Source organism: Phenylobacterium ferrooxidans (genome assembly GCF_042714595.1).
GTDB classification, from domain to species: Bacteria; Pseudomonadota; Alphaproteobacteria; order Caulobacterales; family Caulobacteraceae; genus Phenylobacterium; species Phenylobacterium ferrooxidans.
On the sequence record NZ_JAOTJD010000026.1, the window covers coordinates 38,578 to 65,435 of the forward strand.

Annotated in this window: 29 protein-coding genes and 1 tRNA gene; 21 read left to right on the forward strand and 9 right to left on the reverse strand. The window is 67.9% G+C overall.

What is annotated here, in order from left to right; all coding sequences use genetic code 11:
- Positions 1–58: 58 nt before the first annotated feature.
- Positions 59–391, forward strand: coding sequence for a hypothetical protein (locus OCL97_RS14015; protein ID WP_377370561.1), 333 nt, complete (start codon positions 59–61; stop codon positions 389–391).
- Here OCL97_RS14015 and lepB read toward each other — a convergent pair.
- Both lepB and OCL97_RS14025 read right to left on the reverse strand, forming a co-directional pair.
- Entirely contained in the window at positions 388–1,143 is a 756-nt protein-coding gene (lepB, locus tag OCL97_RS14020) for a signal peptidase I (protein WP_377370579.1), read from the reverse strand. The two genes, OCL97_RS14015 and lepB, sit on opposite strands and share 4 nt — an antisense overlap.
- Positions 1,144–1,206: 63 nt before the next feature.
- Positions 1,207–1,956 (reverse strand): alpha/beta fold hydrolase, encoded by a 750-nt coding sequence (locus OCL97_RS14025; RefSeq protein ID WP_377370562.1) that lies wholly within the window; start codon positions 1,954–1,956, stop codon positions 1,207–1,209.
- 82 nt (positions 1,957–2,038) lie between these two features.
- On the opposite strand from OCL97_RS14025, the gene OCL97_RS14030 reads away from it, so the two are divergent.
- The 9 genes from OCL97_RS14030 (at position 2,039) to pheT (ending at position 11,735) form a co-directional block, all read left to right on the forward strand.
- Positions 2,039–3,211 carry a glycosyltransferase family 4 protein gene (locus OCL97_RS14030; RefSeq protein WP_377370563.1) on the forward strand — a complete coding sequence of 391 codons (1,173 nt, stop codon included), beginning with the start codon at positions 2,039–2,041 and terminating at the stop codon, positions 3,209–3,211.
- A complete protein-coding gene (locus OCL97_RS14035) occupies positions 3,201–4,184 on the forward strand; it encodes a glycosyltransferase family 9 protein (protein ID WP_304781049.1) in 984 nt (327 codons plus the stop codon). The genes OCL97_RS14030 and OCL97_RS14035 overlap by 11 nt, the downstream gene beginning before the upstream one ends.
- 110 nt (positions 4,185–4,294) lie before the next feature.
- Entirely contained in the window at positions 4,295–4,816 is a 522-nt protein-coding gene (infC, locus tag OCL97_RS14040; protein ID WP_215342444.1) for a translation initiation factor IF-3, read from the forward strand.
- 136 nt (positions 4,817–4,952) lie between these two features.
- Positions 4,953–6,182, forward strand: coding sequence for an MFS transporter (locus OCL97_RS14045; RefSeq protein WP_377370564.1), 1,230 nt, complete (start codon positions 4,953–4,955; stop codon positions 6,180–6,182).
- Positions 6,179–7,402: an MFS transporter gene (locus OCL97_RS14050; RefSeq protein WP_377370565.1), complete on the forward strand. Its 1,224-nt coding sequence runs from the start codon at positions 6,179–6,181 to the stop codon at positions 7,400–7,402. The genes OCL97_RS14045 and OCL97_RS14050 overlap by 4 nt, the downstream gene beginning before the upstream one ends.
- A gap of 158 nt (positions 7,403–7,560) precedes the next feature.
- Positions 7,561–7,761, forward strand: coding sequence for a 50S ribosomal protein L35 (rpmI, locus tag OCL97_RS14055; protein ID WP_215342450.1), 201 nt, complete (start codon positions 7,561–7,563; stop codon positions 7,759–7,761).
- Positions 7,762–7,776: 15 nt separating this feature from the next.
- A complete protein-coding gene (rplT, locus tag OCL97_RS14060; RefSeq protein ID WP_304781060.1) occupies positions 7,777–8,133 on the forward strand; it encodes a 50S ribosomal protein L20 in 357 nt (118 codons plus the stop codon).
- A 112-nt stretch (positions 8,134–8,245) separates the two neighbouring features.
- Positions 8,246–9,352: a phenylalanine--tRNA ligase subunit alpha gene (pheS, locus tag OCL97_RS14065; protein WP_377370566.1), complete on the forward strand. Its 1,107-nt coding sequence runs from the start codon at positions 8,246–8,248 to the stop codon at positions 9,350–9,352.
- 10 nt (positions 9,353–9,362) lie between these two features.
- A complete protein-coding gene (pheT, locus tag OCL97_RS14070; RefSeq protein WP_377370567.1) occupies positions 9,363–11,735 on the forward strand; it encodes a phenylalanine--tRNA ligase subunit beta in 2,373 nt (790 codons plus the stop codon).
- 6 nt (positions 11,736–11,741) lie between these two features.
- On the opposite strand, the gene OCL97_RS14075 is transcribed toward pheT, so the two are convergent.
- Entirely contained in the window at positions 11,742–12,752 is a 1,011-nt protein-coding gene (locus OCL97_RS14075) for a mechanosensitive ion channel family protein (RefSeq protein WP_304781068.1), read from the reverse strand.
- A 128-nt stretch (positions 12,753–12,880) separates the two neighbouring features.
- Between OCL97_RS14075 and OCL97_RS14080 the strand changes: the two genes are divergently transcribed.
- A complete protein-coding gene (locus tag OCL97_RS14080) occupies positions 12,881–13,435 on the forward strand; it encodes a TIGR00645 family protein (RefSeq protein ID WP_304781071.1) in 555 nt (184 codons plus the stop codon).
- A 66-nt stretch (positions 13,436–13,501) separates the two neighbouring features.
- On the opposite strand, the gene OCL97_RS14085 is transcribed toward OCL97_RS14080, so the two are convergent.
- Positions 13,502–14,167 (reverse strand): DUF1134 domain-containing protein, encoded by a 666-nt coding sequence (locus OCL97_RS14085; protein ID WP_377370568.1) that lies wholly within the window; start codon positions 14,165–14,167, stop codon positions 13,502–13,504.
- A gap of 150 nt (positions 14,168–14,317) precedes the next feature.
- Between OCL97_RS14085 and lepA the strand changes: the two genes are divergently transcribed.
- The 6 genes from lepA to OCL97_RS14115 all read left to right on the forward strand — a co-directional run bounded on the left by lepA (position 14,318) and on the right by OCL97_RS14115 (position 19,520).
- On the forward strand, positions 14,318–16,123 hold the full coding sequence (gene lepA / locus OCL97_RS14090) for a translation elongation factor 4 (protein ID WP_310542634.1): 1,806 nt from the start codon (positions 14,318–14,320) through the stop codon (positions 16,121–16,123).
- A 119-nt stretch (positions 16,124–16,242) separates the two neighbouring features.
- A complete protein-coding gene (locus tag OCL97_RS14095; protein WP_377370569.1) occupies positions 16,243–16,380 on the forward strand; it encodes an entericidin A/B family lipoprotein in 138 nt (45 codons plus the stop codon).
- A gap of 267 nt (positions 16,381–16,647) precedes the next feature.
- Entirely contained in the window at positions 16,648–17,046 is a 399-nt protein-coding gene (locus OCL97_RS14100; protein WP_370689242.1) for a DUF983 domain-containing protein, read from the forward strand.
- A 185-nt stretch (positions 17,047–17,231) separates the two neighbouring features.
- Entirely contained in the window at positions 17,232–17,390 is a 159-nt protein-coding gene (locus OCL97_RS14105; protein ID WP_304700238.1) for a DUF3309 family protein, read from the forward strand.
- 72 nt (positions 17,391–17,462) lie between these two features.
- A complete protein-coding gene (locus OCL97_RS14110) occupies positions 17,463–18,791 on the forward strand; it encodes an MFS transporter (RefSeq protein ID WP_377370570.1) in 1,329 nt (442 codons plus the stop codon).
- A 3-nt stretch (positions 18,792–18,794) separates the two neighbouring features.
- A complete protein-coding gene (locus OCL97_RS14115) occupies positions 18,795–19,520 on the forward strand; it encodes a DUF599 domain-containing protein (RefSeq protein WP_377370571.1) in 726 nt (241 codons plus the stop codon).
- Here OCL97_RS14115 and OCL97_RS14120 read toward each other — a convergent pair.
- Entirely contained in the window at positions 19,517–19,855 is a 339-nt protein-coding gene (locus OCL97_RS14120; RefSeq protein WP_304700234.1) for an MmcQ/YjbR family DNA-binding protein, read from the reverse strand. The genes OCL97_RS14115 and OCL97_RS14120 overlap by 4 nt on opposite strands.
- 170 nt (positions 19,856–20,025) lie before the next feature.
- Here OCL97_RS14120 and OCL97_RS14125 point away from each other — a divergent pair, with 170 nt between their 5' ends.
- From OCL97_RS14125 to OCL97_RS14135, 3 genes are all read left to right on the forward strand, one after another.
- Complete coding sequence (locus OCL97_RS14125) at positions 20,026–20,943, forward strand: tetratricopeptide repeat protein (RefSeq protein ID WP_304700233.1); 918 nt, start codon at positions 20,026–20,028, stop codon at positions 20,941–20,943.
- 29 nt (positions 20,944–20,972) lie between these two features.
- Entirely contained in the window at positions 20,973–21,872 is a 900-nt protein-coding gene (locus OCL97_RS14130; RefSeq protein WP_377370572.1) for a hypothetical protein, read from the forward strand.
- 48 nt (positions 21,873–21,920) lie between these two features.
- Positions 21,921–22,010, forward strand: a tRNA-Ser gene (locus OCL97_RS14135).
- A 97-nt stretch (positions 22,011–22,107) separates the two neighbouring features.
- On the opposite strand, the gene OCL97_RS14140 is transcribed toward OCL97_RS14135, so the two are convergent.
- The 4 genes from OCL97_RS14140 to OCL97_RS14155 form a co-directional block, all read right to left on the reverse strand.
- A complete protein-coding gene (locus OCL97_RS14140) occupies positions 22,108–22,803 on the reverse strand; it encodes an SMI1/KNR4 family protein (RefSeq protein WP_377370573.1) in 696 nt (231 codons plus the stop codon).
- Positions 22,800–23,753: a DNA/RNA non-specific endonuclease gene (locus tag OCL97_RS14145; protein WP_377370574.1), complete on the reverse strand. Its 954-nt coding sequence runs from the start codon at positions 23,751–23,753 to the stop codon at positions 22,800–22,802. Before OCL97_RS14145 ends, OCL97_RS14140 begins: the two co-directional genes overlap by 4 nt.
- A 360-nt stretch (positions 23,754–24,113) precedes the next feature.
- Positions 24,114–25,115 (reverse strand): ligand-gated ion channel, encoded by a 1,002-nt coding sequence (locus OCL97_RS14150; protein ID WP_377370575.1) that lies wholly within the window; start codon positions 25,113–25,115, stop codon positions 24,114–24,116.
- A gap of 6 nt (positions 25,116–25,121) precedes the next feature.
- Complete coding sequence (locus OCL97_RS14155) at positions 25,122–25,502, reverse strand: surface-adhesin E family protein (RefSeq protein ID WP_304781107.1); 381 nt, start codon at positions 25,500–25,502, stop codon at positions 25,122–25,124.
- A gap of 209 nt (positions 25,503–25,711) precedes the next feature.
- Here OCL97_RS14155 and OCL97_RS14160 point away from each other — a divergent pair, with 209 nt between their 5' ends.
- Positions 25,712–26,641 (forward strand): hypothetical protein, encoded by a 930-nt coding sequence (locus OCL97_RS14160; RefSeq protein ID WP_377370576.1) that lies wholly within the window; start codon positions 25,712–25,714, stop codon positions 26,639–26,641.
- Positions 26,642–26,858 lie beyond the last annotated feature (217 nt).

Below are 26,858 nucleotides of genomic sequence, written 5' to 3' on the forward strand. Positions count from 1 at the left end.
CCTGTCACACGCGCGCGACATAGGCTTGGCTGGCGTCGCGCCAGCTTCTGAGACCACCATGACCGAGCCCGGACGACTGAAGAAAAGCGAATCCCTGGAGATTCGGATTCCCTATCCCACCAAGGAGGCCTTCATGGCCCGTTGCCGCGCCGACGGCCGCTCGGCCAGCGAGGCCCTGCGCGCCTTCATCGACCAGCAGCTCGAGGCGCCGGCCAAGCCCCGTTCCCCCCGCAAGGGTCTGCGTCTTGTCGTCGGCGCCGCCATCGCCGCGGCAGTGGGCGCCGCGGCCCTGCCCTCGCTGGCCCGGCCCAGCCTATCCCACGCCCAGTTCGACCGCATCGACGCCGACCATGACGGCGTCCTCAGCCGCGCCGAGTACGCCGCCCGCTAGTCCAGGCGGTGGAAGGCGCGGCTCGCGTCGAACCGCATCACCCAGGTCCACGGCTTGAAGATCGAGGCCCCGCCCTTCCACGACAGCATGATGAAGCGCGCCTTGCCCACCAGGTTCTGCGCCGGGACGTAGCCTACCCCCAGTTCCTGCGGCCAGCGGCTGTCCAGGGAGTTGTCGCGGTTGTCGCCCAACATGAAATAGTGGCCTTCGGGCACGACATAGACCTCGGTGTCGTCGCCCTCATGGCCGGGCTCGCGGTCGAAGGTGACGTAGCTGCGGCCGTTCGGCTTGGGCTCGGCGTACTGCATCACCCGCACCCCCGGAGCGCCGGGGTCCTCGATCATGCCCAGCGGCCGGCGCGGGATGGCCTTGCCGTTGACGAAGACCTGACCGCCCGCCACCCGGATGCGGTCGCCGGGCAGGCCGATCAGCCGCTTGATGTAGGTGATGCTCTTGTCGCGAGGCAGGTGAAAGACCACCACGTCACCGCGTTGCGGCGCCTTGTCCAGGATCCGCCCCCGGAACAGCGGCGGACTGAACGGGATGGAGTGGGCGCTCCAGCCATAATCGTACTTGGAGACGATGATGTAGTCGCCCTTCAGCAGGGCGGGCTGCATGGACTCCGACGGGATCGTGAAGGGCTGGAAGAAGATGACCCGCAACACCAGGGCGATCAGCAGGGCGGCGCCCACCGTCTTGGCGATCTCGATGAACTCGGAGGCGGCGGTCTTGGGAGCGTGCTGGCTTGTCATGGCGTCGGTCTGAGCCACTTCCGCCGGCAGGGCGATCAAAGTCCTGTCCGGACAGGCCGGTTCTCAGTCCGAACAGACCTCCTCGAGGGCGGCCAGCAGGCGCGCGAGGTCCTGCGGCCGCGAAAGCCGGTGGTCGCCGTCCTTGATCAGGCTGAAGACCACGTCGTCGCTGTTCAGCGCCTGGGCCAGTTCCAGGGCGTGGCGCCAGGGAACGTCGGGATCGGCCCCACCCTGCAGGATGCGCACGGGCGCCTGGATCGGCACGGGCCCCGGCAGGATCGACCAGCGGGCGCCGTCCTCCAGCAGGCTGGCGGTGATGGGATAGGGATCGCCATAGTCGCTGGGCCGCATCCAGACGCCGTCGCGGGCCAGGGCCTCGCGGCCCGCCGCGTCGATCTCCGGCTCCATCAGCTTCTCGGTGAAGTCAGGCGCGGGCGCGATCAGCACCATGGCCTTGAGTCGCTCAGCCCGCACCGCGGCCGCCAGGCAGCTGATCCAGCCGCCCATGGAGGACCCCACCAGGACCAGCGGCCCCTCGGTCAGTTCATCGAGGACCGCCAAGGCGTCCTCGCGCCAGCGTGTGATGGTCCCCTGCGCGAAGTCGCCGCTGGACTCGCCGTGGCCGAAATAGTCGAAGCGCACATGGGCCCGGCCGGTCGCCTGCGCCCACTCGGCGATGGCCTGCGCCTTGGTCCCGGCCATGTCGGAGCGGAAGCCCCCCAGCCAGACCACGGTGGGGCCGGCGCCCGCCACCTTGCGCCACGCCACCCGCTCGCCGTCCGGCCGCGCCAGGAAACACGTCTCTTCGCTCATCGGCGATCAATAGCCCGTGCGAGGGCGCCCGTCAGCGTGCGTCGGGCTTTACGCGGCGCCGCAGTGCGTTATGCAGATGGCCGTGCCACTGCCTCCCAACTTCACATTGCTGCAGGTCGTCCCCGAGCTTGAGACCGGCGGCGCCGAACAGACCACGATTGATGTGGCCAACGCCGTCGTGCGCGCCGGCGGCAAGGCCCTGGTGGCGACGCGCGGCGGACGCATGACCGCGCGGCTTGAGGCCGACGGCGGCCGCCTGGCGCAGATGCCCGTTCAGTCGAAGAACCCCCTGGTGATGCTGGGCAACGCCGCGCGCCTGGTGGACCTGATCCGCAAGGAGAAGGTCAGCCTGGTCCACGCCCGCAGCCGCGCCCCGGCCTTCTCCGCCCTGTGGGCCGCCCAGGCGACGGGAACACCCTTCGTGGCCACCTATCACGGCATCTACAACGCCAGGACCAAGCTGAAGCGCTGGTACAACGCGGTGATGACCCGCGGCGACCTGGTTATCGCCAATTCCGACTACACCCGCGACCATGTGCTGAGAGAGCATGCGCTTCCGGCCGAGAAGATCGTCACCATCCCGCGCGGCGTCGACCTGGATCGCTTCAACCCCGCCTGGGTGACCCGCGAGCGGATCGCCGCCCTGCGCGAGGCCTGGGGGATCACGCCGGACGACAACCGCATGAAGATCCTGCTGGGCGGGCGCCTGACCCGCATCAAGGGCCACCCCACCATCATCGAGGCCGCCGCCCGCATGAAGGCGGCCGGCCAGTCGAACTTCCTGATCATCTTCGCCGGCGACGACCAGGGCCGCACCGACTACCGCGAGGAACTTGAAGCCTCGATCCGCGACCAGGGCCTAAGCGCCGAGATCAAGCTGGTGGGCCATTGCGACGATATGCCGGCCGCCTGCCTGGTCTGTGATCTCGCCATCCTGCCCACGACCGTTCCGGAGTCCTTCGGCCGCACCGCCGTGGAACCCCAGGCCATGGGCCGCCCGGTGATCGCCTCCAGCCACGGCGGCGCCACCGAGACTGTGCTGGACGGCAAGACCGGCTGGCTGGTCCCCCCCGGCGACGCTTCGGCCTGGGCCGCGGCCATGACCCACGCCATCGAGGCCGGGCCGGTCGAACTTCGCAGGATGGGGGAGCTGGCCTCGGCCCGCGCCCGCCAGCTCTATTCCGCCGAGGCCATGTGCGCGGCCACCTTGGGAGCCTATGAACGCGTGCTGGAGGCCAGAGCCCATGGCGCGTGAGATCAAGAAGATCCTGGTGATCAAGCTGTCGGCCCTGGGCGACTTCGTCCTGGCCCTGGCGGCGATGAAGAAGATCCGCGAGGCGCACAAGCGCGCCCACATCACCCTGCTGACCACCCCCCAGTTCGAGGGCCTGGCCAAGAGCTCGCCCTATTTCAACGCCGTGGAGACCGACGGCAAGCCCAACGGCCCCGGCGAATGGCTGGCCCTGCGCGGCCGGATCAAGAAGGCCCGCTATGACCGGGTCTACGACCTCCAGACCTCGGCGGCGTCCAACCGCATCTTCCAGATGCTGCGGCCCTTCCCCCCCGAATGGTCAGGGATCGCGCTCGGCTGCGCCCTGCCGCACAAAAACCCGCACCGCAACGCGATGCACACCCTGGAGCGCCAGGCCGACCAGCTGAAATATGCCGGCATCTATCCCGACGCCCCCACCGAGCCGGGCAGCGCTCCGCCGCCGGATCTCTCCTGGGTGCTGCGCAAGGCGCCGCAGGAACGCCCCGTGGCCGGCGGCGTCATGCCCCGCCCCTACGTCCTGTTCATACCCGGCGGCTCGGCCCACCGGCTGGACAAACGCTGGCCCGTCGACCGCTACGGCGAGCTGGGCAAGATCCTCTACGATCGCGGCTTCGACATCGTCATCCTGGGCGGCCCCCAGGAGAGCGCCGAGGCCCGCCAGATCCAGCGCTATGTGGGCAAGGCCCGCGACCTCACCGGCCGCACCGACTTCGCCCGCATCGCCATCCTGGGCGCCAAGGCCGCCCTGGTGGTGGGAAACGACACCGGGCCGCTGCACCTGGCCGCCGCGACGGGGGCGCCGACCATCGTGCTGTTCTCACGGGCCTCGGACCCCAGCCTGTCGGCCCCGCGCGGCCATGTCGCGGTCCTGCAGGCCGACAATCTGGGCGATCTGGCTGTGGCGAGCGTCGCACAGGCGGCGAATGCTTTGGCCCCAGCTCCCGGCGGCGCTTGATCGCGGGGGGCCGCAAGGTCATATACTGTCCGCACGACCCCGGAGCGCTTTGCGTGGCCGGTGCGTTCGCCTTGAAATAGCTCACGGAGCAAAAGCCTATTCGCCGCCCCATGCAGGCGCCGCCCGTCAAAGACGGACCGCGCATCAATGACGACATCCGCGTCCCAAAAGTTCTGCTCATCGATCAGCACGGTGAGAAGCAGGGCGTGATGCCGACCTCTTCCGCTCTGGAGGCCGCTGAAGAAGCTGGCCTCGACCTGGTCGAGATCGTGCCGAATGCTGATCCGCCCGTCTGCAAGATCCTGGACTACGGCAAGTTCAAGTTCCAGGAGCAGAAGAAGAAGAACGAGGCGCGCAAGCGTCAGAAGGTGGTGGAGATCAAGGAGATCAAACTCCGTCCCAACATCGACATCCACGACTACGAAGTCAAAGCGCGCTCCATGCATCGCTTCTTCGAAGAAGGCGACAAGGTGAAGGTCACCCTGCGCTTCCGTGGCCGCGAACTGGCCCACCCCGAACTTGGCATGAAGCTGCTCCAGCAGGTGAAGGCCGACTTCGAGCCGGTGGCCAAGGTCGAGTACGAGCCCCGCATGGAAGGCCGCCAGATGATCATGATCCTGGCGCCCCGCTAGAGCCCGGCGCCCCATACGATTTAAGCGGCCGTCCCCCAGGGGCGGCCGCTTTTTTGTGGTCTCAGGTGAACCGCGACAACCAAGCCTCACGCTGGGTCTTTACGGCTCCACCGGGGCAGCCTAACACCGGATCATTATGTCTGAATCCGAGCCGTATAAGGCCCCGGCGCCGCGTTTTGCTGCGGCGTCGCTGATCGCCGTTATCTTCATCAACATGTTGGGCTTCGGGATCATCGTCCCGTTGTTGCCCTTCTATGCCGACTCCTTCGACGCCGAGCCCTGGCAGATCGGAGCGATCTTCGGCGCCTATTCGGTGGGAGCCTTCTTCGGCGAACCGCTGTGGGGACGGCTTTCGGACAAGTACGGCCGCAAGCCGCTGTTGATCTCCACGATCATCGGCAACTGCCTCTGCTACCTGGCGCTCGCCTTCGCCCCCAACATCTGGGCGGCCTTCGCCATCCGCCTGGTGGGCGGGCTGGCGGCCGGGAACGGCGCGGTGGTCCAGGGCTACATCGCCGACGTCACGCCTCCGGAGAAACGCGCCCGCCAGATGAGCTACCAGGGCGCCGCCTGGAACGTCGGCCTGATCATCGGCCCGGCCGTCGGGGGCTTCTTCGCCCACACCGGCATGGGCCCGGCCGGCTTCCGCATTCCCCTGTTCATCGCCTCTGGCCTGGCGGCGCTCTGCGTCGTCGCCATCATGTTCTTCATCAAGGAAAGCCGCGTCCGCGAGGAGGGCATCAGCCATCGCCCCAGCCGCTGGTCGGCGATCGGCGAGGCGGTCAGCCATCCGGTGATCGGCCGCATGATGCTGCTGACCTTCCTGGTGGGCTTCGCCTTCACCGGCATCGAAAGCCAGTTCGGCCTCTGGTCCCAGGCCCGGTTCGGCTGGGGCCCGCGCGAGATCGCGGTTTGTTTCGCCTTCACCGGCGCCACCGCCTTCTTCTTCCAGACCATGATCACCGGCCCGATGTCGGAGCGCTTCGGCGAGGGGGTGATGTTGTCGGTCGGCATGGGCATGACCGCCGTCGCCGCGGCCCTGCAGGTGTTCTCCGTCAGCGGCCCCATGACCATCGCCCTGATGTGCCTGACCGCGGCCGGCCAGTCGGTGGCCTTCCCCAATGTGGGCGCCATCATCTCGCGCACCGCCGACCCGCACAGGCAGGGTCAGATCATGGGTCTCAACAACGCCACCGGCGCCCTGGCCCGGGTGGTGGGCCCGGTCTGCGCGGGGCTCATGGTGCCCGTGATGCGCGACGGCCCCTTCATCCTCGGCGCCCTGGTGGTGGCGCCGGCCATCCTGCTGGCCCTGTCGGCGACCCGAAGATCGCGGCTCCTGACCGAGCCGCCAAAGCCTGAGCCATGACCCCGCCGGGCGCGGGCGTTCCGAGCGACAAGCAGGACCTCCGCGCCCTGATCATCCTGCTGTCGGTGGTGTTCCTGAACATCGCCGGCTTCGGCGTGGTGATTCCTCTGCTGCCCTTCTTCGGCCAGGCCTTTGACGCCCCGGCCTGGCAGATCGCCCTGCTGTTTTCGATGTTCTCCTTCGGCCAGTTCCTGGGGGAACCCTTCTGGGGCCGGCTGTCGGACCGGGTGGGCCGCCGCCCCGTGCTGATCGCCACCATCGCCATCAGCGCCCTGGCCTATATCGCCCTGGCCTTCTCCCCCAACATCATCTTCGCCTTCGTGGCACGGTTCGCCGGCGGCTTCTTCGCGGGCAATATCTCCACGCTTCAAGGCTGCATGGCCGACATCACCCCGCCGGAGAAGCGCGCCGGGCGGATGGGGGTGATGGGCTCGGCCTTCTCCATGGGCTTCATGACCGGCCCTGCCCTGGGCGGCCTGCTGGCCCAGCCCAGCCTCGGCCCCATCGGCTTCCAACTGCCCTTGTTCGCGGCCGCCGCGCTTGGCCTGGCCTCGGCGGCAGGCGTCTTCTTCTTCGTGCGCGAGACCCGGCCCGGCACGCCGGACGTTCGCCCGCGCGGCCGTCAGGTGGCCCTGCGCGAAGCCTTCGCCCATCCGGTGATCGCCCGCATCCTGATCATCTCCTTCGTCATCGTCTCGGGCTTCGCCGGCATCGAGGCCACCTACGGCCTGTGGACGGCCGCGAAGTTCGGCTGGGGCCCGCGAGAGATCGGCCTGGCCTTCATGGTCATCGGTGTTATCGGCGCCTTCAGCCAGGGCATCGCCACCGGCTGGCTGGTGGCCCGCTTCGGCGAGCCCCGGGTCCTGATCGCCGGGCTGTGCCTGATGTTCGTCGGCATGCTGGTGCAGTTCAGCTCCCAGGTTCCGGTCCAGGCGGTGCTGGGCCTGGCCATCGTGGGCTTTGGCCAGTCCATCTGCTTCCCCAACCTGGTGGGCCTGATCTCCAAGGCCACGCCGCCGGACCGCCAGGGCGAGATGCTGGGCCTGAACATGTCCAACAATGCGCTGGCCCGGATCGGCGGCCCCATCTATGCGGGCCAGCTCTTCAGCCTGGTCTCACCCGGCGCCCCCTTCGCGCTCACCGCCATCCTGATCGTACCGGCCCTCATCCTCGCCATCCAGGTGGCGCGCCGCATGCCCTATGTCGGGCGAACCGGCTAGATCCACGGGAACCGGCAGGCTGGGTCTCGGGAGACTCAAACCCTTGCTTTCCCCCGGCCTTTCGCGTATTCGCCCTCCCCTTCGGAACCGTCTGGCCAATGGCATGCCAGGACGGTTCATCAATACGCCAGAGGACGGGGCTCACGCTCCGCAGAGAAATGCCGAAACTGAAGACTAAGTCAGGCGCCAAGAAGCGCTTCAAAATCACTGCGTCTGGCCTCATCAAGGCCGGCGTCGCGGGCAAGCGCCACCGGCTGATGAGCCACAGCGCCAAGTACATCCGTCAGAACCGTGGCACGAAGGTCATGTCGTCGTCCGACGTCAAGACCATCAAGTCCTACCTGCCCTACGGCCTTTGATCGGAGCACTGACACATGGCACGCGTTAAAAGGGGCGTCGTCGCCCACGCCCGTCACAAGAAGGTTCTTGAGCAGGCCAAGGGTTTCTACGGCCGCCGCAAGAACACCATCCGCACGGCCAAGGCCGCGGTGGACAAGGCCGGCCAGTACGCCTACCGCGACCGCAAGGTCCGCAAGCGTAACTTCCGCTCGCTCTGGATCCAGCGCATCAACGCCGCGGCCCGCATCGAGGGTCTGACCTACGCGACCTTTATCCACGGCCTTGACCTGGCCGGGATCGAGATCGACCGCAAAGTCCTGTCGGACATCGCGGGCAACGACCCCACCGCGTTTAAGGCCATCGCTGAGAAGGTTCGCGCCGCTCTGGCTTGAGGCCCGGGAGCCCTTGGCTCCTAAAGCATTCAAAGCCCTTCGGCCGAACCGCCGGAGGGCTTTTTGCTGTCCTCTTCCCGCGCCCTGTCACCCCCTCTAAGAACGCCGTGTCATGACCGCCAAACTCGAAGCCGACCTCACCGCCGCCATCGCGGCCGCCCCTGACCTCACGGCCCTGGAGGCCGTCCGAGTCTCGGCCCTGGGCAAGTCCGGGGCGATCTCCGACCTGCTCAAGTCGCTGGGGGGCATGTCCCCCGACGAGCGCCGCGAACAGGGCCCGCTGATCAACGGCCTGCGCGACCGCGTCGCCGCCGCCTTCACCGAGCGCAAGGCCGGCCTGGAAGCCGCCGAGCTGGACGCCCGGCTGGCGGCCGAGCGCGTCGATCTCTCCCTGCCGCCGGCGCCGCGCCGCAAGGGCGGGGTCCATCCCACCATGCAGGTGATGGATGAGATGATCGCCATCTTCGCCGACATGGGCTTCTCCCTGGCCGAAGGGCCGGACATCGAGACCGACTTCAACAACTTCACGGCGCTCAACTTCCCCCCCAAGCACCCGGCCCGGGAGATGCACGACACCTTCTTCCTGCCGGAGAACGAGCAGGGGGAGCGCAAGGTGCTGCGCACCCACACCAGCCCGGTGCAGGTCCGCGTCATGAACCGCACCAACCAGAAGCCGGCCGCCCCCTGGATCGCCTCAGGCCAGGAGCCGCCGATCCGCGTCATCGTGCCGGGCCGCACCTTCCGCAAGGACAGCGACCAGACCCACACGCCCATGTTCCATCAGATCGAGGGCCTGGTGATCGACAAGGCCATCCACATGGGCCACCTGAAGTGGACCCTGGAGACCTTCCTCGGCCGGTTCTTCGAGACCCCGGACGTGGTCACCCGCTTCCGCCCGCACCACTTCCCGTTCACCGAGCCCAGCGCCGAGATGGACGTGCAGTGCGACCGCTCGGGCGACGAGGTGAAGATCGGCCAGGGGACCGACTGGCTGGAGATCCTCGGCTGCGGGATGGTCCACCCCAATGTGCTGCGCAACTGCGGCCTGGATCCTGACGTCTGGCAGGGCTTCGCCTTCGGCTGCGGCGTCGACCGCCTGGGGGTGCTCAAGTACGGCATGCCCGACCTGCGCGACATGTTCGCCACCGATGTCCGCTGGCTGCAGCACTACGGCTTCTCGGCCTTCGCCGCGCCGAATCCCGCCACCGGCCTGAGCTGAGGAGAGCATCATGAAATTCACCCTCTCCTGGCTGCGCGAGCACCTCGACACCACCGCCTCCACCACCGAACTGGTGGAGGCCATGACCATGGCCGGCCTTGAGGTCGAGCACGTCGCAGACCCCGCCACCAAGCTTGCGGCCTTCACGGTCGCCAAGATCGTTGAGGCCGTGCAGCACCCCAATGCCGACCGCCTGCGGGTCTGCCAGGTGGACACCGTCGACGGCCGCAAGGAGATCGTCTGCGGCGCCCCCAATGCGCGCGCGGGCCTGACCACCATCTACGCCCCCATCGGCGCCTATGTGCCGGGCCTCGGCGTGACGCTGGTGGAGAAGCCAGTGCGCGGCGTGGTCTCCAACGGCATGCTCTGCTCGGCGTCCGAGCTGGAGGCCGCCAGCGAGTCCGACGGCATCATGGACCTGCCAGACGATCTCGCGGTCGGGACCCCGGCCGCCACGGCGCTGGGCCTGGAGGCGGTGATCGACTTCGAGGTCACCCCAAACCGCCCCGACTGGCTGGGCGTCGTCGGGATCGCCCGCGACCTGGCCGCCGCGGGCCTAGGGACCCTGAAGGACATCGCCGTCGCACCGGTCCCCGGGACCTTCCCCAATCCGATCGCGATCAAGCTGCCCGTGCCAGAGGCCTGCCCGGCCTTCTCGGGACGGCTGATCCGCGGCGTGAAGAACGGGCCGTCGCCGGCCTGGCTGGCCCAGCGTCTGACCTCCATCGGCCTGCGCTCCATCAACACCCTGGTGGATATCACCAACCTGATCACCTACGACCGCGCCCGGCCGCTGCATGTCTATGACGCCGCCAAGCTGACCGGCGGCTTCGTCGAGGCCCGCATGGGCCGCGACGGCGAGGAGGTCGCCGCCCTCGACGGCAAGACCTACGCCGTCACCCCCGATATCTGCGTCATCGCCGACGCTTCGGGCGCCATCGGCCTGGGCGGGGTCATGGGTGGCGAAAGCACCGGCTGCTCGGAAACCACCACCGACGTCTTCCTGGAAAGCGCCTGGTTCGACCCGATCCTGACGGCCCAGACCGGGCGCTCCACCGGCATCAATTCCGACGCCCAGTACCGCTTCGCTCGCACCGTCGATCCGCAGTCCCTGGTCCCCGGCCTCGAGCTGGCGACGAAGCTGATCCTGGAGCTCTGCGGCGGCGAGGCCTCAGAGGTCACCCTGGCGGGCGAGGCGCCCACGCCCCCCACCGCCATGACCTTCGACCACACCTATGTGAAGCGCCTCTCGGGTCTGGACATCGGCGACGCCCGGATCGACGAGATTCTCACCAAGCTCGGCTTCGCGGTGGCCGGCGACCAGGTCACCCCGCCGTCATGGCGCCGCGACGTCGAGGGCAAGGCCGACCTGGTCGAGGAAGTGGCCCGCATCCAGGGCTATGACGCCCTGCCCGCCACCCCCCTGCCCGAACTGGCGCCTGCCGCCGGCGGCGTACTCACTGCGCGCCAGGGCCGGGTCCGCGTCGCGCGGCGCGCCATGGCCGCCCGCGGCTATGCCGAGACCATCACCTGGAGCTTCACGGCTCGGGCGACGGCGAAACTGTTCGGCGGCGGCGATGCGAAGCTGGTGGTGACCAACCCCATCGCCTCCGATCTGGACTGCATGCGCCCATCCATCCTGCCCAACCTCATCGAGGCCGCGGGCCGCAACGCCCGGCGCGGCTTCCCAGACCTGGCGGCCTTCGAGATCGGCCCGCTCTATCGCGGCGACGTGCCGCAGGACCAGATGACCGTGCTGGCCGCCCTGGTCGCGCCCCACCCGCCCCGCCGCTGGGACGGCGCGAAGTCCGATCCGCTTTTCGACCTCAAGGCCGACCTGATGGCGATCCTGGAGGAGATCGGCGCGCCGAACCTGCAGGTGGTCCAGGGCTCGACCTCCGACTGGTGGCATCCCGGCCGCTCGGCCCGACTGCAGCTTGGCCCCAAGACCGTGGTGGCCGAGTTCGGCGAACTGCACCCGCGCGTGCTCAAGGCCCTGGACGTCGACGGCCCCCTGGTGGCCTTCGAGCTGAACCTGGACGCCATCCCGGAGGGCAAGCGGAAGTCCACCAAGACCAGGCCCGCCCTCGACATCTCGACCCTCATGCCGCTCAGCCGCGACTTCGCCTTCGTGGTGGGGTCCGAGGTGGCGGCCGGCGACCTGGTCCGTCCGATCCTGGCCGCCGACAAGGCCTTGATCGCCGACGCCCGGGTCTTCGACGTCTATTCGGGTCCCGGCGTGCCCGAGGGCTCCAAGTCAGTCGCCGTCGAGGTCCTGGTCCAGCCCCGCGATAAGACCCTCACCGAGCCCGAGATCGAGGCCCTCTCGGCCAGGATCGTCGCCGCGGCCGAAAAGACCGTGGGCGCCAAGCTGCGGAGCTGAGGCGGCCTATTCCCGATCCTGGGTCAGGCGCTCGCGGGCCTCGCGCTCGACATCGGCGACCAGGGCGTCGGCGGCGTCGTTCTTGGTCTCGACCACCGGGTGGGGCGCCGGCTCGTGCGCGCTGCCGGCCTTCAGGCCGAGGGCCGTGAACGCCTCGCCGCCTTCCTGGCCGAACAGGCTGCGCACCCGCACGTCCATCTGCGGGTAGGGGACCTCGATCTGGGCCGAGCGCAGGGCGTCCTCAATCGCCCAGGTATAGGCCGCGTGCATGGCCGCCGGGCGCTTCACCGCGTCGAAGGTAGGCCACACCACCAGCTCGAAATTCAGCGCCGAGTCGCCGAACCCGATCAGCCACACCTGGGTCTTGCGGTCCTCGGTCTCCGGCAGGGTGAAGGGTGTGGCGCGCGCGGCCTGGATCACCACGTCGCGCACCAGGGCCTTGTCCACCCCGTAGGCCACCGAGAAGGGCACATGGATCCGCCGGGTGCCGCCCTTCAGGGTCCAGTTGATCACCTGGCTCTCGATCAGCTTGGAATTGGGAATGACGACATTGAGCCCGTCATTGGTGCGCAGCCGCGACGCCCTGGGCCCCACCTCGACGATCACCCCGCGCACCCCGTTCTCCAGCTCGATGAAGTCCCCCACATGGACGTGGGGATCGAAGATCAGCACCAGGCCCGAGACGAACTCCCGCACGATCCCCTGCAGGCCAAGACCGACCCCCACCCCCAAGGCGCCGGCGAAGACCGCCAGTGAGGTCAGGTCGATCCCCAGGGTGGACAGAGCCACAAAGAACCCGGCCACCACCAGGCCATATCCCGACAGCTTCTCGACGATATAGATGATGGGCCGCCCGCCCCGGGCGCGACCGCGCCATCGGCTCAGGCCCCCCGACACCAGGCGGGCGGCGATGAATCCCGTTGCGACGATGACCGCGGCCACCGCGAGCTTGCCAGCTGGGACCAGCCATTGGCCGGTGGCGAACCAATCCCAGACCGTGGCCGACAGCTTCTCCAAGCGCGCACTCCCAGGGGCGCCCGGCGCTCAGGCGCCGGGACACAGCATTTCCGGAGCTACGCCTTGGAGGCCGGCGGGTTCCCGCCAACGCTCTTGAATCGCCCCAGGCATCATCCCATACATCCAACATGACCACGTCCAGCCCCGGCAAATCGCCCAAGCCCAAGCCCGTCCTCGAACGCTGGCTGGAGACCGGCCTGTTCCGGTCCCGCTGGCTGATGGCGCCCTTCTATGTCGGCCTCATCATGGCCCTGGCCGCCCTGGTCTTCGTCTTCTTCAACGAGGCGTGGCACGAGTTCCAGCACATCCCGACGATGAGCCCCGAGGAGGCCATCCTCATGGCGCTCTCCCTCATCGACCTGTCCCTGGCCGGCAACCTGCTGCTGATCGTCACCTTCTCGGGCTACGAGAATTTCGTCTCCAAGATCGACACCGGCGACGACGAGGACCGCCCCTCCTGGATGGGGACGGTGGACTTCTCAGGCCTGAAGATGAAACTGATCGCCTCCATCGTGGCGATCTCCGGCATCGCTCTGCTGCGGGCCTTCATGCGCCTGTCGGAGAACGAGCCGATCCCCGACCGGACCCTGGCGTGGCTGGTGGGCATCCACCTGACCTTCGTGGTCTCCGGCGTAATGCTGGCCCTGATGGACCTGCTGGCCTCCAAGACCGACAAGCACTAGCGCTTCAGGCGAAGTGGGAACCGGTTCGCCGCCCGGAAGCGCGGCAAACAAGGACCCGAGGCGGCCCTAGAAAGGCCAGGTCCGGCGTTTCCGGCTGAAGCCGAGATAGCCGATATTGGCGCCCAGGCGCAGGCCGACGCCGGCGCGGATCGGCGCCAGGATGACCTCGTCGGACTGCAGGTAGTTCACACCGAGCCCGCCCACGAGATAGGCGGCGCCCTCGACGCCCGGGAACCGTTGGAAGAGGATCTCCGGGTACTGGAGATTGTAGCAGAGGGTGAAGACGCGGCTGGCGTTGCCCCCCAGGTCCCAGCCCACCGAGGGGCCCTGCCAGTAGACCTCCAGCGGCGCGCGGTTCTTCATGTACAGCAGGCCCTTGCCGTAGCGGGCGCCGACCGAGATCGCGCCTGAGGCCTCCTGGCCGGCGATATAGGCCGTGGGCCGGCCGTTGTCGCGGAACACCCGCTCGATGGCCCCGCCCGCGGCCTCCGCCGTCACGCCCAGGAAGTCAGAGACGTTGTTGACCATCTCCTCGCGGGTGAACGGCTCGGCCGGAGCCTCTCCCGGATTGGGGTAGGTCTGATTTGGGTAATTCTGATTGGGATAGGCCGGCGGCGACGCCGGATAGGTGGGCGTCTGGTAGGGCCCGTTCTGGCCCGGCTCCTGCGCCTTGGCGGCCCCGGCGGCGCCCAGCGTGGCCAGGCCCGAAACGATCAGTGTGCGGCGATCCATGGAACGTCCTCGAGTGAAGGCGAAACAGCCTCCCATCCCCTGGCGTCATCAATGCGGCGGTCCAGCTTAACACCTGATTAAGCATGATGGCGCGGCAAGCACCCCTCCACCCTCGCAGGAGCGCCGGAATGTGGTAGAGGCTGGCGCACCATGAGCACCCCTCTTTCCAAAATCCGCAACTTCTCCATCGTCGCCCACATCGACCATGGCAAGTCGACCCTGTCCGATCGCCTGATCCAGGAGACCGGCGGCCTCACCAAGCGTGAGATGACCGAACAGGTGCTGGACAACATGGAGATCGAGCGCGAGCGCGGGATCACCATCAAGGCCCAGACCGTGCGCCTCGACTACACGGCCCGCGACGGCGAGACCTATGTCCTGAACCTGATGGACACCCCCGGCCACGTCGACTTCGCCTATGAGGTCAGCCGCAGCCTGGCGGCCTGCGAGGGCTCGATCCTCGTGGTCGACTCGAGCCAGGGCGTCGAGGCCCAGACGCTCGCCAACGTCTATCAGGCCATCGACAACAATCACGAGATCGTCCCCGTCCTCAACAAGATCGACCTGCCCGCCGCCGAGCCCGAGCGGGTGCGCCAGCAGATCGAGGACGTCATAGGTATCGACGCCTCGGACGCCGTGCTCTGTTCGGCCAAGACCGGCGAGGGCATCGCCGACGTCCTGGAGGCCGTCGTCACCCGCCTGCCGCCCCCCAAGGGCGACCGCGACGCCCCGCTGAAGGCCCTGCTGGTGGACGCCTGGTACGACCCCTATCTCGGCGTCGTCGTCCTGGTCCGCGTCCTCGACGGGGTGCTGAAGGCCGGGATGAAGGTGCGCATGATGAATGCGGGCGTCACCCACCAGATCGACCGCATCGGGGTCTTCAAGCCCAAGCAGACCGAGACCGGCGAGCTTGGCCCGGGCGAGATCGGCTACATCACCGCCCAGATCAAGCAGGTGGCCGACGCCGCCGTCGGCGACACCATCACCGATGAGAAGCGCCAGACGGCGACGGCCCTGCCGGGCTTCCGCGTCGCCCAGTCGGTGGTGTTCTGCGGCCTCTTCCCGGTGGACGCCGCCGACTTCGAGGACCTGCGCGCCGCTATCGGCCGCCTGCGCCTGAACGACGCCTCCTTCACCTACGAGATGGAGACCAGCGCGGCCCTGGGCTTCGGCTTCCGCTGCGGGTTCCTGGGCCTGCTGCACCTGGAGATCATCCAGGAGCGCCTCAGCCGCGAGTTCGATCTCGACCTGATCGCGACGGCGCCTAGCGTGGTCTACAAGATCGGCCTGAACGACGGCTCGGAGCTGGAGCTGCACAATCCGGCTGACCTGCCCGACCCGGTGAAGATCGCCACCATCGCCGAACCCTGGATCAAGGCCACCATCCTGACCCCGGACGAGTATCTCGGCTCGGTGATCAAGCTGTGCCAGGACCGCCGCGGCGAACAACGCGAGCTGTCCTATGTCGGCTCCCGCGCCCTGGTGGTCTACGACCTGCCGCTCAACGAGGTGGTGTTCGACTTCTACGACCGCCTGAAGAGCGTCTCCAAGGGCTACGCCTCCTTCGACTACGCCATCGAGGGCTACCGGGTCGGCGACCTGGTGCGGATGTCCATCCTGGTGAATTCCGAGCCGGTGGACGCGCTCTCCATGCTGGTCCACGCCGACCGCGCCGAGGCCAGGGGCCGGGGCATGGTGGAGAAGATGAAGGACCTCATCAGTCCCCACATGTTCCAGATCCCGATCCAGGCGGCCATTGGCGGCCGGATCATCGCGCGTGAGACCGTGCGCGCCCTGCGCAAGGACGTCACCGCCAAGTGCTACGGCGGCGACATGAGCCGCAAGCGCAAGCTGCTGGACAAGCAGAAGGCCGGCAAGAAGCGCATGCGCCAGTTCGGCAAGGTGGAGATCCCCCAGGAAGCCTTCATCGCGGCGCTGAAGATGGATGCGGATTAGGTTTCAGCAGGGCGGTGATCTTCACCTGCGCACCGCCCCTTGCCGCCGGGCCCCGCCCTCGCCTAGAAATCGCCCTCAAGCTTGGCTATGACGCCGGCCCGTCCTTGAGGAGTTCTCGAATGCGCAAGATCCTGGTTCTCGCCGCCGCCGCCGCCGCCCTGATGACCGCCGCCTGCAACACCATCGCCGGCGCCGGCCAGGACGTCTCGGCCGCCGGCCGCGCGGTCAGCGGCGCCGCCGACGACGCCAAGCGCTAGAGCCGCGGCTTCACGGCGTTATCTGGCGCCCGGTGGCGCGACCGTTGAGCCCGGGTTCGCGCAGCCCGTCCTGGAATTCATGAGCCTTCTCCGCGCCTTGCTCCCGATCAGGTTGCGCGGACGACGCCTTCCCGCTGGCGCGGTGGGACCTAACGACGCGCCCATCTGGGGGAACTTCAAGCCCCGCCTGGGATTGCGAAGATCATGTTCCCGATGCGACCGCCCGCCACCTTGGACTCCCAGGGTCCCGATACACATATGGCGGTCATGTCCCGTCATGAACGCCCCACCCTTGTCCAAGCCATGATCCGTGGCCTGCGCGGCCGCTGCCCCCATTGCGAGCGCGGCAGGCTCTATTGGAAGTACCTGAAGGTCGAGCCGCGCTGCCAGGTCTGCGGCCACGACATCGCCCAGTACCCCGCCGACGACGGCCCGGCCTATTTCACCATCCTGATCGTCGGCCACCTGCTGGTGGCGCCGCTGCTGCTGTTTCCGATCATCTGGCAGGCGCCGGCGGCGGTCATGCTGCCCGCCACCCTGATCCCCCTGGCGGCCGCGACCCTGGCCCTCCTGCCCCGGGTGAAGGGGGCCTTCATCGGCCTGCTCTACGCCCTGAAGGTCAAGGAGCAGGACGCTCATCTGCATACCGCTGATTTCGTCGACTAGGTCCGCTGGAGCGTGACAGCCTGAAGTGGGAACCGGTTCAGGCGGCCGTCACGCTCCTATCTTAGAAGGAGCCCTTTCCTTTCAGATTCCCTGGAAGGAAAGGGCTCCGGCAACCTTAACCGGCGGCGCCCGTTTTCAGGCTTGATCGCCTGGCCACCCGGCCAGGCTCTTGGGAGGCTTGAGCCATGTCGCTGGGGACCATTCTACTCATCATTCTCGTGCTCGCCCTGATCGGCGCCCTGCCCACCTGGGGTCACTCGCGCTCCTGGGGCTACTTCCCCTCCGGCGGCCTGGGCCTGGTTTTGGTGATCGTCCTGATCCTGGTCCTGATGGGCCGGATATAGCGCAAGCGCCCTTCGCGTAAGCGGCAAGACCCTCTAGCATTCCCCCCAAAGTGAGTTCGTTGGGGGGAATGCATGACGGTTACCGAGAGCGGCGGAGAACTTTCGTCGGAGGCCATGGCGCCGGGGCTCACCCCCATGCAGCGGTTCAGGGCCATCCTGGGCGGCTCGGCCGGCAACTTCGTCGAATGGTACGACTGGTTCGTCTACTCCTCCTTCGCTCTCTACTTCGCCAAGCACTTCTTCCCCAAGGGCGATGAGACCGCCCAGCTGCTGCAGGCCGCCGCGGTGTTCGCCGTCGGCTTCCTCGCCCGGCCCATCGGCGCCTGGTTCATGGGCCTCTACGCCGACCGCGCCGGCCGCAAGGCGGCCCTGACCGTCTCGGTCTCCATGATGTGCGCCGGCTCGTTCGCCATCGCCATCATCCCCGACTATTCGATGATCGGCACCGCCGCCCCCGTGGCCCTGGTGCTGGCGCGTCTCGTCCAGGGCCTGTCGCTGGGCGGGGAGTACGGCGCCAGCGCCACCTACATGTCGGAGATGGCCGGCAGGAAGCGCCGCGGCTTCTGGTCGAGCTTCCTGTTCGTCACCCTGATCCTGGGCCAGCTCACCGCGCTCGGCGTCCTCATCCTGCTGCAGAACATCCTGTCGCCGGAGGATCTCGCCCAGTGGGGCTGGCGCATTCCCTTCGCCATCGGCGGGGTCCTGGCCATCGTGGTGTTCTGGATCCGCACCGGCCTGGAGGAGAGCCAGTCCTACCTGACCGCCCAGGCCGAGGGCGCGGAACGCTCGCGGACCATGCTGCTGTTCGTGAAGTTCCCCAAGGAGACGGCGACCATCTTCGCCCTGACCTCGGCCGGGTCCTTGGCCTTCTACGCCTACACGACCTACATGCAGAAGTTCCTGGTCAACACCTCGGGCTTCACCAAGGACATGGCCACGGCGATCACGGCGGCCGCCCTGCTGGTCTACATGATCGCCCAGCCGGCCTTCGGGGCCCTGTCGGATGTCGTGGGCCGCAAGGCCACCCTGCTGGCGGCCTTCCTGCTCGGGAGCATCTTCACCTATCCCATCTTCTCGAGGATCGCCGTGACCTCCGACGCCACCATGGCCTTCGCCCTGATGTGCGCCCTGGTGCTGATCCTCTCCGGCTACACCGCCGTCAACGCGGTGCTGAAGGCCGAGCTTTTCCCAGCCCATGTGCGCGCGCTTGGTGTCGCCCTGCCCTACGCCACGGCCAACGCCATCTTCGGCGGCACCGCGGAATATGTCGCCCTGTGGTTCAAGAAGGAGGGGATGGAGAGCGGCTTCTATGTCTATGTCGCCTCCATCATGGCCATCGCCTTCCTGGTGGCGCTCACCCTGCGCGACACCAACAAGCACAGTCTGATCACGGAGGACTAGGGCATGCCGTTCTCGCCCCTGGACCTGACGGCGCTCCTCGTCTTCGCCGTCGCCTGGCTGGCCTATGAGCCCCTGCTCAAGGCCGCCGCCCGGGGCCGGGGCGCCATCAACACCGACCTGACCCTCATCCGGCTGACCTGGATGAAGAACATGGCCGGGCGCGAGAACAAGTTCATGGACGGCCAGCTGCTGGGCCACGTCCTGAACTCCGCCTCCTTCTTCGCCTCCTCCAACCTGATCCTGATCGCCGCCGCGGCCGGCGTGCTGTTCGGCGGTGAAAGCACCTTCCGCTCGGCCTCCAGCCTGGTGGTGATCAAGACCTCCACCCGCCTGCTGTTCGAGTTCCAGATCGCCCTGGTGCTGGTGGCGCTCGCCCGCGGCCTGCTCGACTTCATCTGGGCCATCCGCCAGATGAACTATTGCATCGCCGTGGTGGGCGCGGCGCCCGACACCGAGGACCAGGCCTTCAAGGACCACTATGGGGAGGCCGCCGCACGCCTGCTCAACCCGGCGCTCTCGGCCTTCAACGCCGGCGTGCGCGGCTACTATTTCGCCCTGGCGGCGGCGGCCTGGCTGTTCGGACCCATCAGCTTCCTGGTTGTCACCCTCGGCGCGGTCAGCCTGCTGATCTGGCGCCAACGCCATTCCAAGGCCGCCGCCGCCATCCGCGACCTGCGCACATTGCTGGGAACTGGTCCGGTTCCTCCCGCTGCGGGTGAGGAACGCTAGAGCCCCAGCTCTTTCCGCTTCGCCCGGGTCAGCTTTGCGGCGATCAGGGCATGGGCCGTCTTCAGCCAGTCGGCCGCCTCGTCGGGATCCAGCCTGTCCGGCTCGTCGAGGGACACCCACTTGGCCCGGGCCAGATAGGGGGCGGGCCTGGCCATCCCGCTCTCCGTCATCACCTCGTAGGCAAGATCCGTCGCCTTGAACATCAGCCGCCCGCCCAGGCCGACGATGGCGAAGATCTTGCCGCCCACCTTGTAGACGTCGCTGCCGCCCCACTGGACCACCTTGGTGGCCCCCGGGAAGCTCAGGGCGCAGGCTTCCAGCTGCGCCGGAGTCACGGGATCAGGCCCGGTTCGCGCCGGCTGGCCTTTTCGAACTCGGCAGGGGTCATGGCGGTCCTTGTGGCTGGAGACCTCAATATACGGCGAGGGTGCGCCATTTGCCCATCACCCGGCTGGCGTCGCGCGCAGGATATGACACTGTTATGCGAAAGTTCAGGGAGGCGAAGATGGGTGACAGACTGCGCGGGGCGCTGGTCCTCGGGGCGATGCTCAGCCTGGCCACGACAGGCGTCGCCTGGAGCGCCGGCGGCGGTGGCGGGGGCGGCGGTGATATGCCCAGCATGTCCGCCCCGACCTACGATCCGGCCGCCGAGTACGTGAAGGGCGTCGAGGCCCTCAACGCCAGCAAATTCAAGGACGCCGAGCGCGCCCTCGCCAGGGTCGTCGCCGTCCTGCCCCAGAACGCCGAGGCCTGGCGCCTGCTGGGCCTCGCCAACGCCGGCCAGAACGACCTGAAGGGCGCGCGCCGCGCCTATGAGAAGGCCGTGAAGCTTGAGCCCGACAACATCGAGGCCCGTCGCGGCCTCGGGGTGGCCCTGGGCGGTCTGAAGGACGCCAAGGCGCAGGCTCAGCTGGACTGGCTGAAAGCCCGCGCCCTGGCCTGCGGAACCTGCGGCGACGCCCCCGCCGTCGGCGCGGCGGTGAAGGCCGTGGAGAGCGCCATCGCCGGCGCCGCGGTGGCGGCCTCCGGCTCGCTGCAGTTGGCTGGCCCCGCCGCCGGGGACCGCGCCTATCTGGCCGCCGTCAGCCTGATCAATGAGCGCCGCTATGATGAGGCCCTGGCCTCCCTGGCCGCCGCCCGGGAGGCCCTGGGGCCGCACCCCGACATCCTCACCTATCAAGGCTACACTTGGCGCAAGAAGGGCCAGCCCGGGCAGGCCGAGGCCTATTACCGCCAGGCCCTGGCCATCGCGCCCGACCATCGCGGGGCCACGGAATATTACGGCGAGCTGAAGGTGGAGCGCGGCGACCTGGCCGGGGCGCGGGTCATGCTGGCCCGCCTCGACCGCATCTGCGCCTTCGGCTGCGCCGAGGCCGAGGAGCTCCGTCGCTGGATCGACGCCGGCCGCGAACCATCAAGCTAGCCGCCGCCTTCGCCCTCTTGGGGATCGTCGTGGCCCAGGCGGCCGATGCGCCCCTGCGCGCCCAGGCCTGGCTGGCGCCCCAGGCCGATCTCGTGCGCGCCCTGACCACCGCCCCGCCGGAGTGCCTGTCGCCCGCGACCGGTCCTGAGGCCCGCCTCGCCGTGGAGGTGGGCCGCGCGGCCTTCCGCACCCCGACCGTCCTGGGGGGCCAGGCCGCCCGCGCCGGCCTGACCTGCGAAACCTGTCACCGCTCAGGCCGCGACAATCCCGCCTTCCTGTTCCCCGGCGTCTCCGGCCCGCCCGGCACGGCCGACGTCACCTCGTCCCTGTTCAGCTCCCATCGCGGCGATGGCGTCGATGACCCCCGGCCCATCCCCGACCTCAGCGGCGGCCCGAGCGGACTCAAGGTCGCGCCTGCGGACCTGCCACCCTTCATCCACGGCCTGATCACCCAGGAGTTCGACGGCCGCGAGCCGCCCGCCGCTGTGCTGGCCGGACTGGTCGCCTATGTCCGAGCCCTCTCGCCCACCGCCTGCCCCCGAGCCGGCGCCGTCCCCGTCACGGTGGCCAGCCTGATGTCCGACGCGCGGCGCGCCATCGCCGCCGCCGACGCCCTGGCCGCCCGTGGCGACCGCCCCGCCGCCGGAGTGATGATCGCCGCGGCCCGCGCGCGGCTCGGCCTGATCGACGAGCGCTACGCCGCCCTGCCCCGCGAGCGCCGGCGCCTGCGGGCCGCCGACGCCCGCCTGGCCAAGGTCGCCCAGGCCCTGCGCGAGGACAGCCCCGACGCCCGGCGACGGCTGGCCGATTGGTCCGCCGACAGCGTGAAACTGGAGGCCGCCCTCACCCGCCGCGAGGCCCGCTCCCTGTTCGATCCCAACCATCTTGCCGCGAGGCTCGGACGCCGCTTGCCCGGGCGAGCTTCCTGAGTATATTGCGCGCCTTCGCGACCGACCTCCGGGCCGTTCGCGACGGCCGGTGAGGTGGCGGAGTGGTCGATCGCGCACGCTTGGAAAGCGTGTTTAGGTGAAAGCCTAACGAGGGTTCGAATCCCTCTCTCACCGCCAAAAGCTTCTGATAAAATAGGCTGGTGACGCTGGGTGTCGTCCTTGACCCCCGCGTTCGGTGATGGCGCGCCTGCAGAGCCGGGCCCAGGGATATGCCTCAGCGCGGAGCGCGGCGGTTGTGCGACACACGCCATGATGCTCGCCATGACACGGGAGACAGCGTCACCCTTGGGCGGTCGCCCACAGGCTGCGGACCTAGCTCGACCCGGACGTCAGTCTTGCCGCCAAAGCTACCGGTCAGGAAATCAGACCGCCAATTGAGGTGTTCGGCCGGGCACGGGGGCGACGGCTCGAACAGGCGATCGCAGGGCAGCATGTCTTCGGGAAATTCCTTGGGTTCGATGTCACCGGTGGCGAGGCCGGCCAAGAAATCGGTTAGGCCGCAGTCGAACGCCTCAAACTCCCCCATCCCCCGGTCCCAGACCACGACACCCCACGCATCCGGCGGCCCGTGTGGCAGCCAGAGGAGATAGTCCCCAAAGTCGGTCTTCCCGAAGGGCAGTAGTCCGCCAGGCTCTGGCCACAGGGGATACGGACGATCCTGAATGTCCCGAAGCGTGTCGCAGATCACCCGCACCTCGGACTGAAGCCGGACATAGGGGCTCCAGAACACCGGGACATGGATTCCCAGGAACTCCATGAAATCGCCGCACCCATAGAGCCTGACGAAATCCTTGTAGTCTTGTGGCAGCGGCGTACCGAGGTCGGCTTCGATCGCTTCCCACGGGCCGAGATAGGCTTCGTCCGGCGCCGCCGGCGGCGGAACCACCCTGATCAGGTTCTCGATCGTCACTCGCGCTTCTTCCCTGCCGGATTTTCGACGATCCGGGCGACAGGCGCGCCGCGAGTCCCGAGCGCCGCCAGCAGAACCCTCGCAGGCGGAAGCACGCCCGGATTGTATAGTGGCATCGCTGTATACTCGATAACTTCTCCCGCCAGGACCCTCCGCTTCATCTCGTTTTCGAAGCGCGCCATCAGCGATGAGTTGGTTGGATTTTGCGTAAGGGTGACGAGATCAAGTGGGCCCCGCCCTGAACCCCCAAGCTGCTTCGCATGCAGGTGGCCCCTCGCTTGGTTGTGCGTTCTGCCGTTGCCTTGCCAACCCGGCGGGGTTTGGCGACGATTGGCCTTAGTCCCGGAATCGACCGTCGACGACGTTAAGGTCGCTACCAAACCCGTTGCCTGTCCTAGCGAAGTCGGCCGGCCATGTCTGACCTCCGGCTGCTTGACCAAGGGCGGAGCCAAGACTGGCCGCCTTGATGTCGGCATCCGTGGGACCAACGCCAGACGGGACGTTGCGCCCATCATTGCCGCGTCGACCACGCTTCCCACCATCAGCGCTCCATCGCGCGCCTGAGGTGATCTCTTCGCCAGCGTGGCGATCGCATAGGCAGCGCTTCCGAGTGGATTGTTTGCCATGAACATCGCGCGCCTCGCCATCCGCTGCCGATTTGCGAATTCGGCGGGTGAAAGCAAAAGATCACCAATTGGGACCAGGACGTTGGCGCGCCCGTTGTCTGAACCTTTGTAAGTTCGACCGCCGATCGTGACGTATGGGTTTGGACGAGCCGCCCGGTTGAGAAGAGCGAGACGACTGTCGATAGGTGGGAATGTCGCGGCAGCCAGGGCAGGTAGCGGCGTCTTCGCACCTTGGCTCGGCAGATGCTTGCGCGCCAAATCGTCGTATGGTTCCGCCGCGGGATCGGGAAGAGATCGCGGCTTTCCCTTTGCGATCTTCGTCACTGATCACCTCTTCGTCTATGACATGGACGGGTCCGCGCTTAGCCGCCACCGGCCAGGCAAACTTGCCACAAGCTTCTCGATTATACAAGAACAAAACAAGAACGTTGTGAGTGGGGAATGGTCCTCTGGTCGGCCAGCCATCGACCGAAGCCGGTCAGCGTGCGGTTCTAGATTGCGCTCGGTCGCCGACGTTCCGGGAGACCGCGCAATCTGCTGACCCCCCGCCCCGCTGGGGCCCCCAAGCGCCCGCCGATTCGTGGCGCTGGTCCCCATCGTCCAGAGGTCTGAAGACGCCCGGGAACCAGTCCGCCCTGCATCCACGGCTCGGCCATGCCGATGCGATCGCAGCCAAGGGCTGCTCTAGCCCTGCACCATCGCCAGCCCGATCAGGATGGCGTTGGCAGCGACGAAGGCCGCCACGATGCCCAGCGACACCCTGGCGTCCCAGGTTCGGACCCGGTCCGCATCAACCGGGCCGTTGCCGAGGCGGAAGGCGAGCACGCTCCAGCCCGTGGCCAGCATGATCAGCGCGAGGACCACGACGTGGAGCTGGTCCAGCAGATAGAGGCCCTCGTGCGGCCCGATCAACTGCTCGAGCGACAGGAAGCTCAGCACCACCGCGAAGACGCCGGTGCCAAGCGCGGCGAGCCGGCCCAGGAAGAGCTCGCTGTCCACAACGTCCAGCGCCAAGCACATCAGACCCAGGATCGCGGCTATGTAGAGGACGAAGGTGGCCTTCACGAAGTTGCCGAGCCGGGCGCGATTGGCCACGATCTCCATGCGCAGGGTGGCGTAATAGCTTGCGCCGTCGGGGAGGGACGGGTCGCCGAAGGTGGTCGGATGCATGGCGACGCCCGCCGTGTTACGAAACCCGGTCAGCCGCCACCCCGGCGCCTTCACCCCCGGGTCGAGGCCCGAGTTGCGGCTGTCGGCGACATAGCGAAGGCTCCGTTCGTCCAGGACCGCCTCCTCCACCAGGATCTCCAGAGCCTGGCGGTCGAAGGGATAGTTCTGGAGGTCGAAGTCCTGGCGGAAGACGCCGGAGATCTTGCGCGTCGACCACCACTTGCCCCCCCTTTGCAGGGTGGCGTCGAGGCCCTCCTCGGTCTCCGCGGCGTTCAGGAATTCCAGGCTCTCAAGCGGGTTCAACTCGCGCTCGGGACAGACGCTCCACATCCAGAAGTCTGCCTTGAACGTGCCCTCAGCGGCGTTGATGTCGTGCACGGACACGAACCAGGCGCCCAGGCGGCAGGTGATGGCCGGCGTGGGGGCGGCCAGGGCCCGGACGGGTGCAGCCGCCAGCATCAGCAGCCCCAGGATCGCCAGGATCGCCAGGGCGAGCGCACGGTGCGGAAACTTCATGGTCAGCTATTGGCAGACCTTGGCGTGGATGGCGCTCGCCCCGGAGCCCGGCGTAATCGGCTTGACCGCGCCTGACGCAGGCTGATTCCATAACACTGCGCCCGCGGCGTCGTAGGCGACATTGCCGAGATCGGAATAGACATTCCCGGCGCAGTTGATGGACATCTTCTCCACCATGGCGCTGACCATCACCGACCCAGAGGCCTGCGGCGGGTTGAACTCCGCCCGCATTACGGCGGTCACCACGCCGTTCGCGCGGGTGACGGTGGCCGGGTCATAGAAGATGGTCTCGGGGCCCGTCACGGCCAGGGGGGTCCACGTCTGGGCCTGAGCGGCGGCGGCGCCAAGCAGCTGGCAACCCAAGCCGAGAACAAGAAGGCGGCGCATGAATATCTCCTGCCGTTTACTCAGTTCGGTCGGCAAGAATGCCGATTGGCGAGCCGACAGCAAGACCGGCCCTACCCGGATCGTGGGCCTATGCAATCCCTGATGGCTCTCCCCACGAGACACAACTCGCTAGATTGCAAAACATCGTTATGCGGGCTTGCCGAGGGGTAGCCTCGCCGGTCTATGGTCAAGCTTGGGGGGCCGGGACCATGATCCACATTTCCGAGGCGGCGAACTCGCGGCGCAACCGGCTGATCTTCCGCTGCGTCCTGGAGTTCCTGCTCGACGAAGGCCGCAGGCTGATCGACCGGCACGGAGGCGGCTTCACCCGGGGCGTTGTCCATATGGCCGTGGCGCAGGCTTCCCGGAGCCCGGGCGGAAATGTTCGCGGCGGCATCAGTGTCCGGGCTATCGCTCAGTCCCTCGGGCTCGCCTATGAAACCACCCGCCGCCAAGTCGCGGTCCTTGAGTCCGCGGGTCTTGTCAGCCGAGCGGGGGACTCCGGGGTCACGATAGCCGCAGGGGCTCCCGCACCGCCTTTGACTTGGGACCTGGAGCGATGCGAGGGCCTGCGCCGCCTGATCGCCGATCTCAAGGGTCTCGGCTACGCTTTCGATCCTGGCCCTGGCGCCACACCGCAGCGGGACGAGGACCTGGCTGCGCCCCTGGGCGCTCTTCTGGACGCCTTCATTTTGCGGGTCCTGGAGGCCGGCGTCGCCCCTTACGGCTCGATGCTGGACGCCTTGATCTTCTCCGGCTTGATCACGACGAACGCCGGCGACATCACCTATGATCGCGAACTCGCTCAGAAGTACGCTTGGTCCAATAGTCCGCCGCCGGATGAGCTGCGCCGGCCGGTCACCATAGCCGAGCTTTCGGAGAGGCTGGGCCTCCACCACGAGACCATCCGCCGCCATGTCGTGCGCTATGTCGCTCAAGGCTATGTGGCGCGCACGCCCGGCGGCTACCTGTCGAGCATGAGCCGGCAACAGTCGCCGGAAATCCTGCAGGGCGGCCAAATCATCGTTCAGCGCTTCCTGCAACTGGTCCAGGCCGCCCGCCAGATGGGGCTGGACGTCGAGGCCATCAGCCCCAACGTCCGCGCGCCCACCCGGCGCGGGGTGACGCTAGCGACTTAGAAGTGCGCCTTGAGACCTGCCGAGACCACCCCATTGCCGTACCCGGCAAACGCATCGCGCCTGACGAGCGCTCGCTTGCGACGTCGCAGGCTGACGGGTGTTCCGGCCCGATGGAAACCTGGCGGCCTGTCGCCCGCGCGCCCTAGAGCCTGATCCGTTGAGGTGGAATCGCTTCGCGATTCCGCCGATGCGGTGGATCAGGCTCCAGATATAAGCG

What these genes read in the sequence shown, in the direction of transcription:
- rplT (WP_304781060.1), top strand. Translation starts at nt 7,777, where the DNA reads ATGGCACGCGTTAAAAGGGGCGTCGTCGCCCACGCCCGTCACAAGAAG.
- OCL97_RS14025 (WP_377370562.1), bottom strand. Translation starts at nt 1,956, where the DNA reads ATGAGCGAAGAGACGTGTTTCCTGGCGCGGCCGGACGGCGAGCGGGTG.
- OCL97_RS14095 (WP_377370569.1), top strand. Translation starts at nt 16,243, where the DNA reads ATGCGCAAGATCCTGGTTCTCGCCGCCGCCGCCGCCGCCCTGATGACC.
- OCL97_RS14105 (WP_304700238.1), top strand. Translation starts at nt 17,232, where the DNA reads ATGTCGCTGGGGACCATTCTACTCATCATTCTCGTGCTCGCCCTGATC.
- OCL97_RS14035 (WP_304781049.1), top strand. Translation starts at nt 3,201, where the DNA reads ATGGCGCGTGAGATCAAGAAGATCCTGGTGATCAAGCTGTCGGCCCTG.
- OCL97_RS14115 (WP_377370571.1), top strand. Translation starts at nt 18,795, where the DNA reads ATGCCGTTCTCGCCCCTGGACCTGACGGCGCTCCTCGTCTTCGCCGTC.
- OCL97_RS14110 (WP_377370570.1), top strand. Translation starts at nt 17,463, where the DNA reads ATGACGGTTACCGAGAGCGGCGGAGAACTTTCGTCGGAGGCCATGGCG.
- OCL97_RS14150 (WP_377370575.1), bottom strand. Translation starts at nt 25,115, where the DNA reads ATGAAGTTTCCGCACCGTGCGCTCGCCCTGGCGATCCTGGCGATCCTG.
- pheT (WP_377370567.1), top strand. Translation starts at nt 9,363, where the DNA reads ATGAAATTCACCCTCTCCTGGCTGCGCGAGCACCTCGACACCACCGCC.
- pheS (WP_377370566.1), top strand. Translation starts at nt 8,246, where the DNA reads ATGACCGCCAAACTCGAAGCCGACCTCACCGCCGCCATCGCGGCCGCC.
- OCL97_RS14160 (WP_377370576.1), top strand. Translation starts at nt 25,712, where the DNA reads ATGATCCACATTTCCGAGGCGGCGAACTCGCGGCGCAACCGGCTGATC.
- infC (WP_215342444.1), top strand. Translation starts at nt 4,295, where the DNA reads ATGCAGGCGCCGCCCGTCAAAGACGGACCGCGCATCAATGACGACATC.
- lepB (WP_377370579.1), bottom strand. Translation starts at nt 1,143, where the DNA reads ATGACAAGCCAGCACGCTCCCAAGACCGCCGCCTCCGAGTTCATCGAG.
- OCL97_RS14125 (WP_304700233.1), top strand. Translation starts at nt 20,026, where the DNA reads ATGGGTGACAGACTGCGCGGGGCGCTGGTCCTCGGGGCGATGCTCAGC.
- OCL97_RS14080 (WP_304781071.1), top strand. Translation starts at nt 12,881, where the DNA reads ATGACCACGTCCAGCCCCGGCAAATCGCCCAAGCCCAAGCCCGTCCTC.
- OCL97_RS14045 (WP_377370564.1), top strand. Translation starts at nt 4,953, where the DNA reads ATGTCTGAATCCGAGCCGTATAAGGCCCCGGCGCCGCGTTTTGCTGCG.
- OCL97_RS14085 (WP_377370568.1), bottom strand. Translation starts at nt 14,167, where the DNA reads ATGGATCGCCGCACACTGATCGTTTCGGGCCTGGCCACGCTGGGCGCC.
- OCL97_RS14155 (WP_304781107.1), bottom strand. Translation starts at nt 25,502, where the DNA reads ATGCGCCGCCTTCTTGTTCTCGGCTTGGGTTGCCAGCTGCTTGGCGCC.
- OCL97_RS14100 (WP_370689242.1), top strand. Translation starts at nt 16,648, where the DNA reads ATGTCCCGTCATGAACGCCCCACCCTTGTCCAAGCCATGATCCGTGGC.
- OCL97_RS14015 (WP_377370561.1), top strand. Translation starts at nt 59, where the DNA reads ATGACCGAGCCCGGACGACTGAAGAAAAGCGAATCCCTGGAGATTCGG.
- OCL97_RS14050 (WP_377370565.1), top strand. Translation starts at nt 6,179, where the DNA reads ATGACCCCGCCGGGCGCGGGCGTTCCGAGCGACAAGCAGGACCTCCGC.
- lepA (WP_310542634.1), top strand. Translation starts at nt 14,318, where the DNA reads ATGAGCACCCCTCTTTCCAAAATCCGCAACTTCTCCATCGTCGCCCAC.
- rpmI (WP_215342450.1), top strand. Translation starts at nt 7,561, where the DNA reads ATGCCGAAACTGAAGACTAAGTCAGGCGCCAAGAAGCGCTTCAAAATC.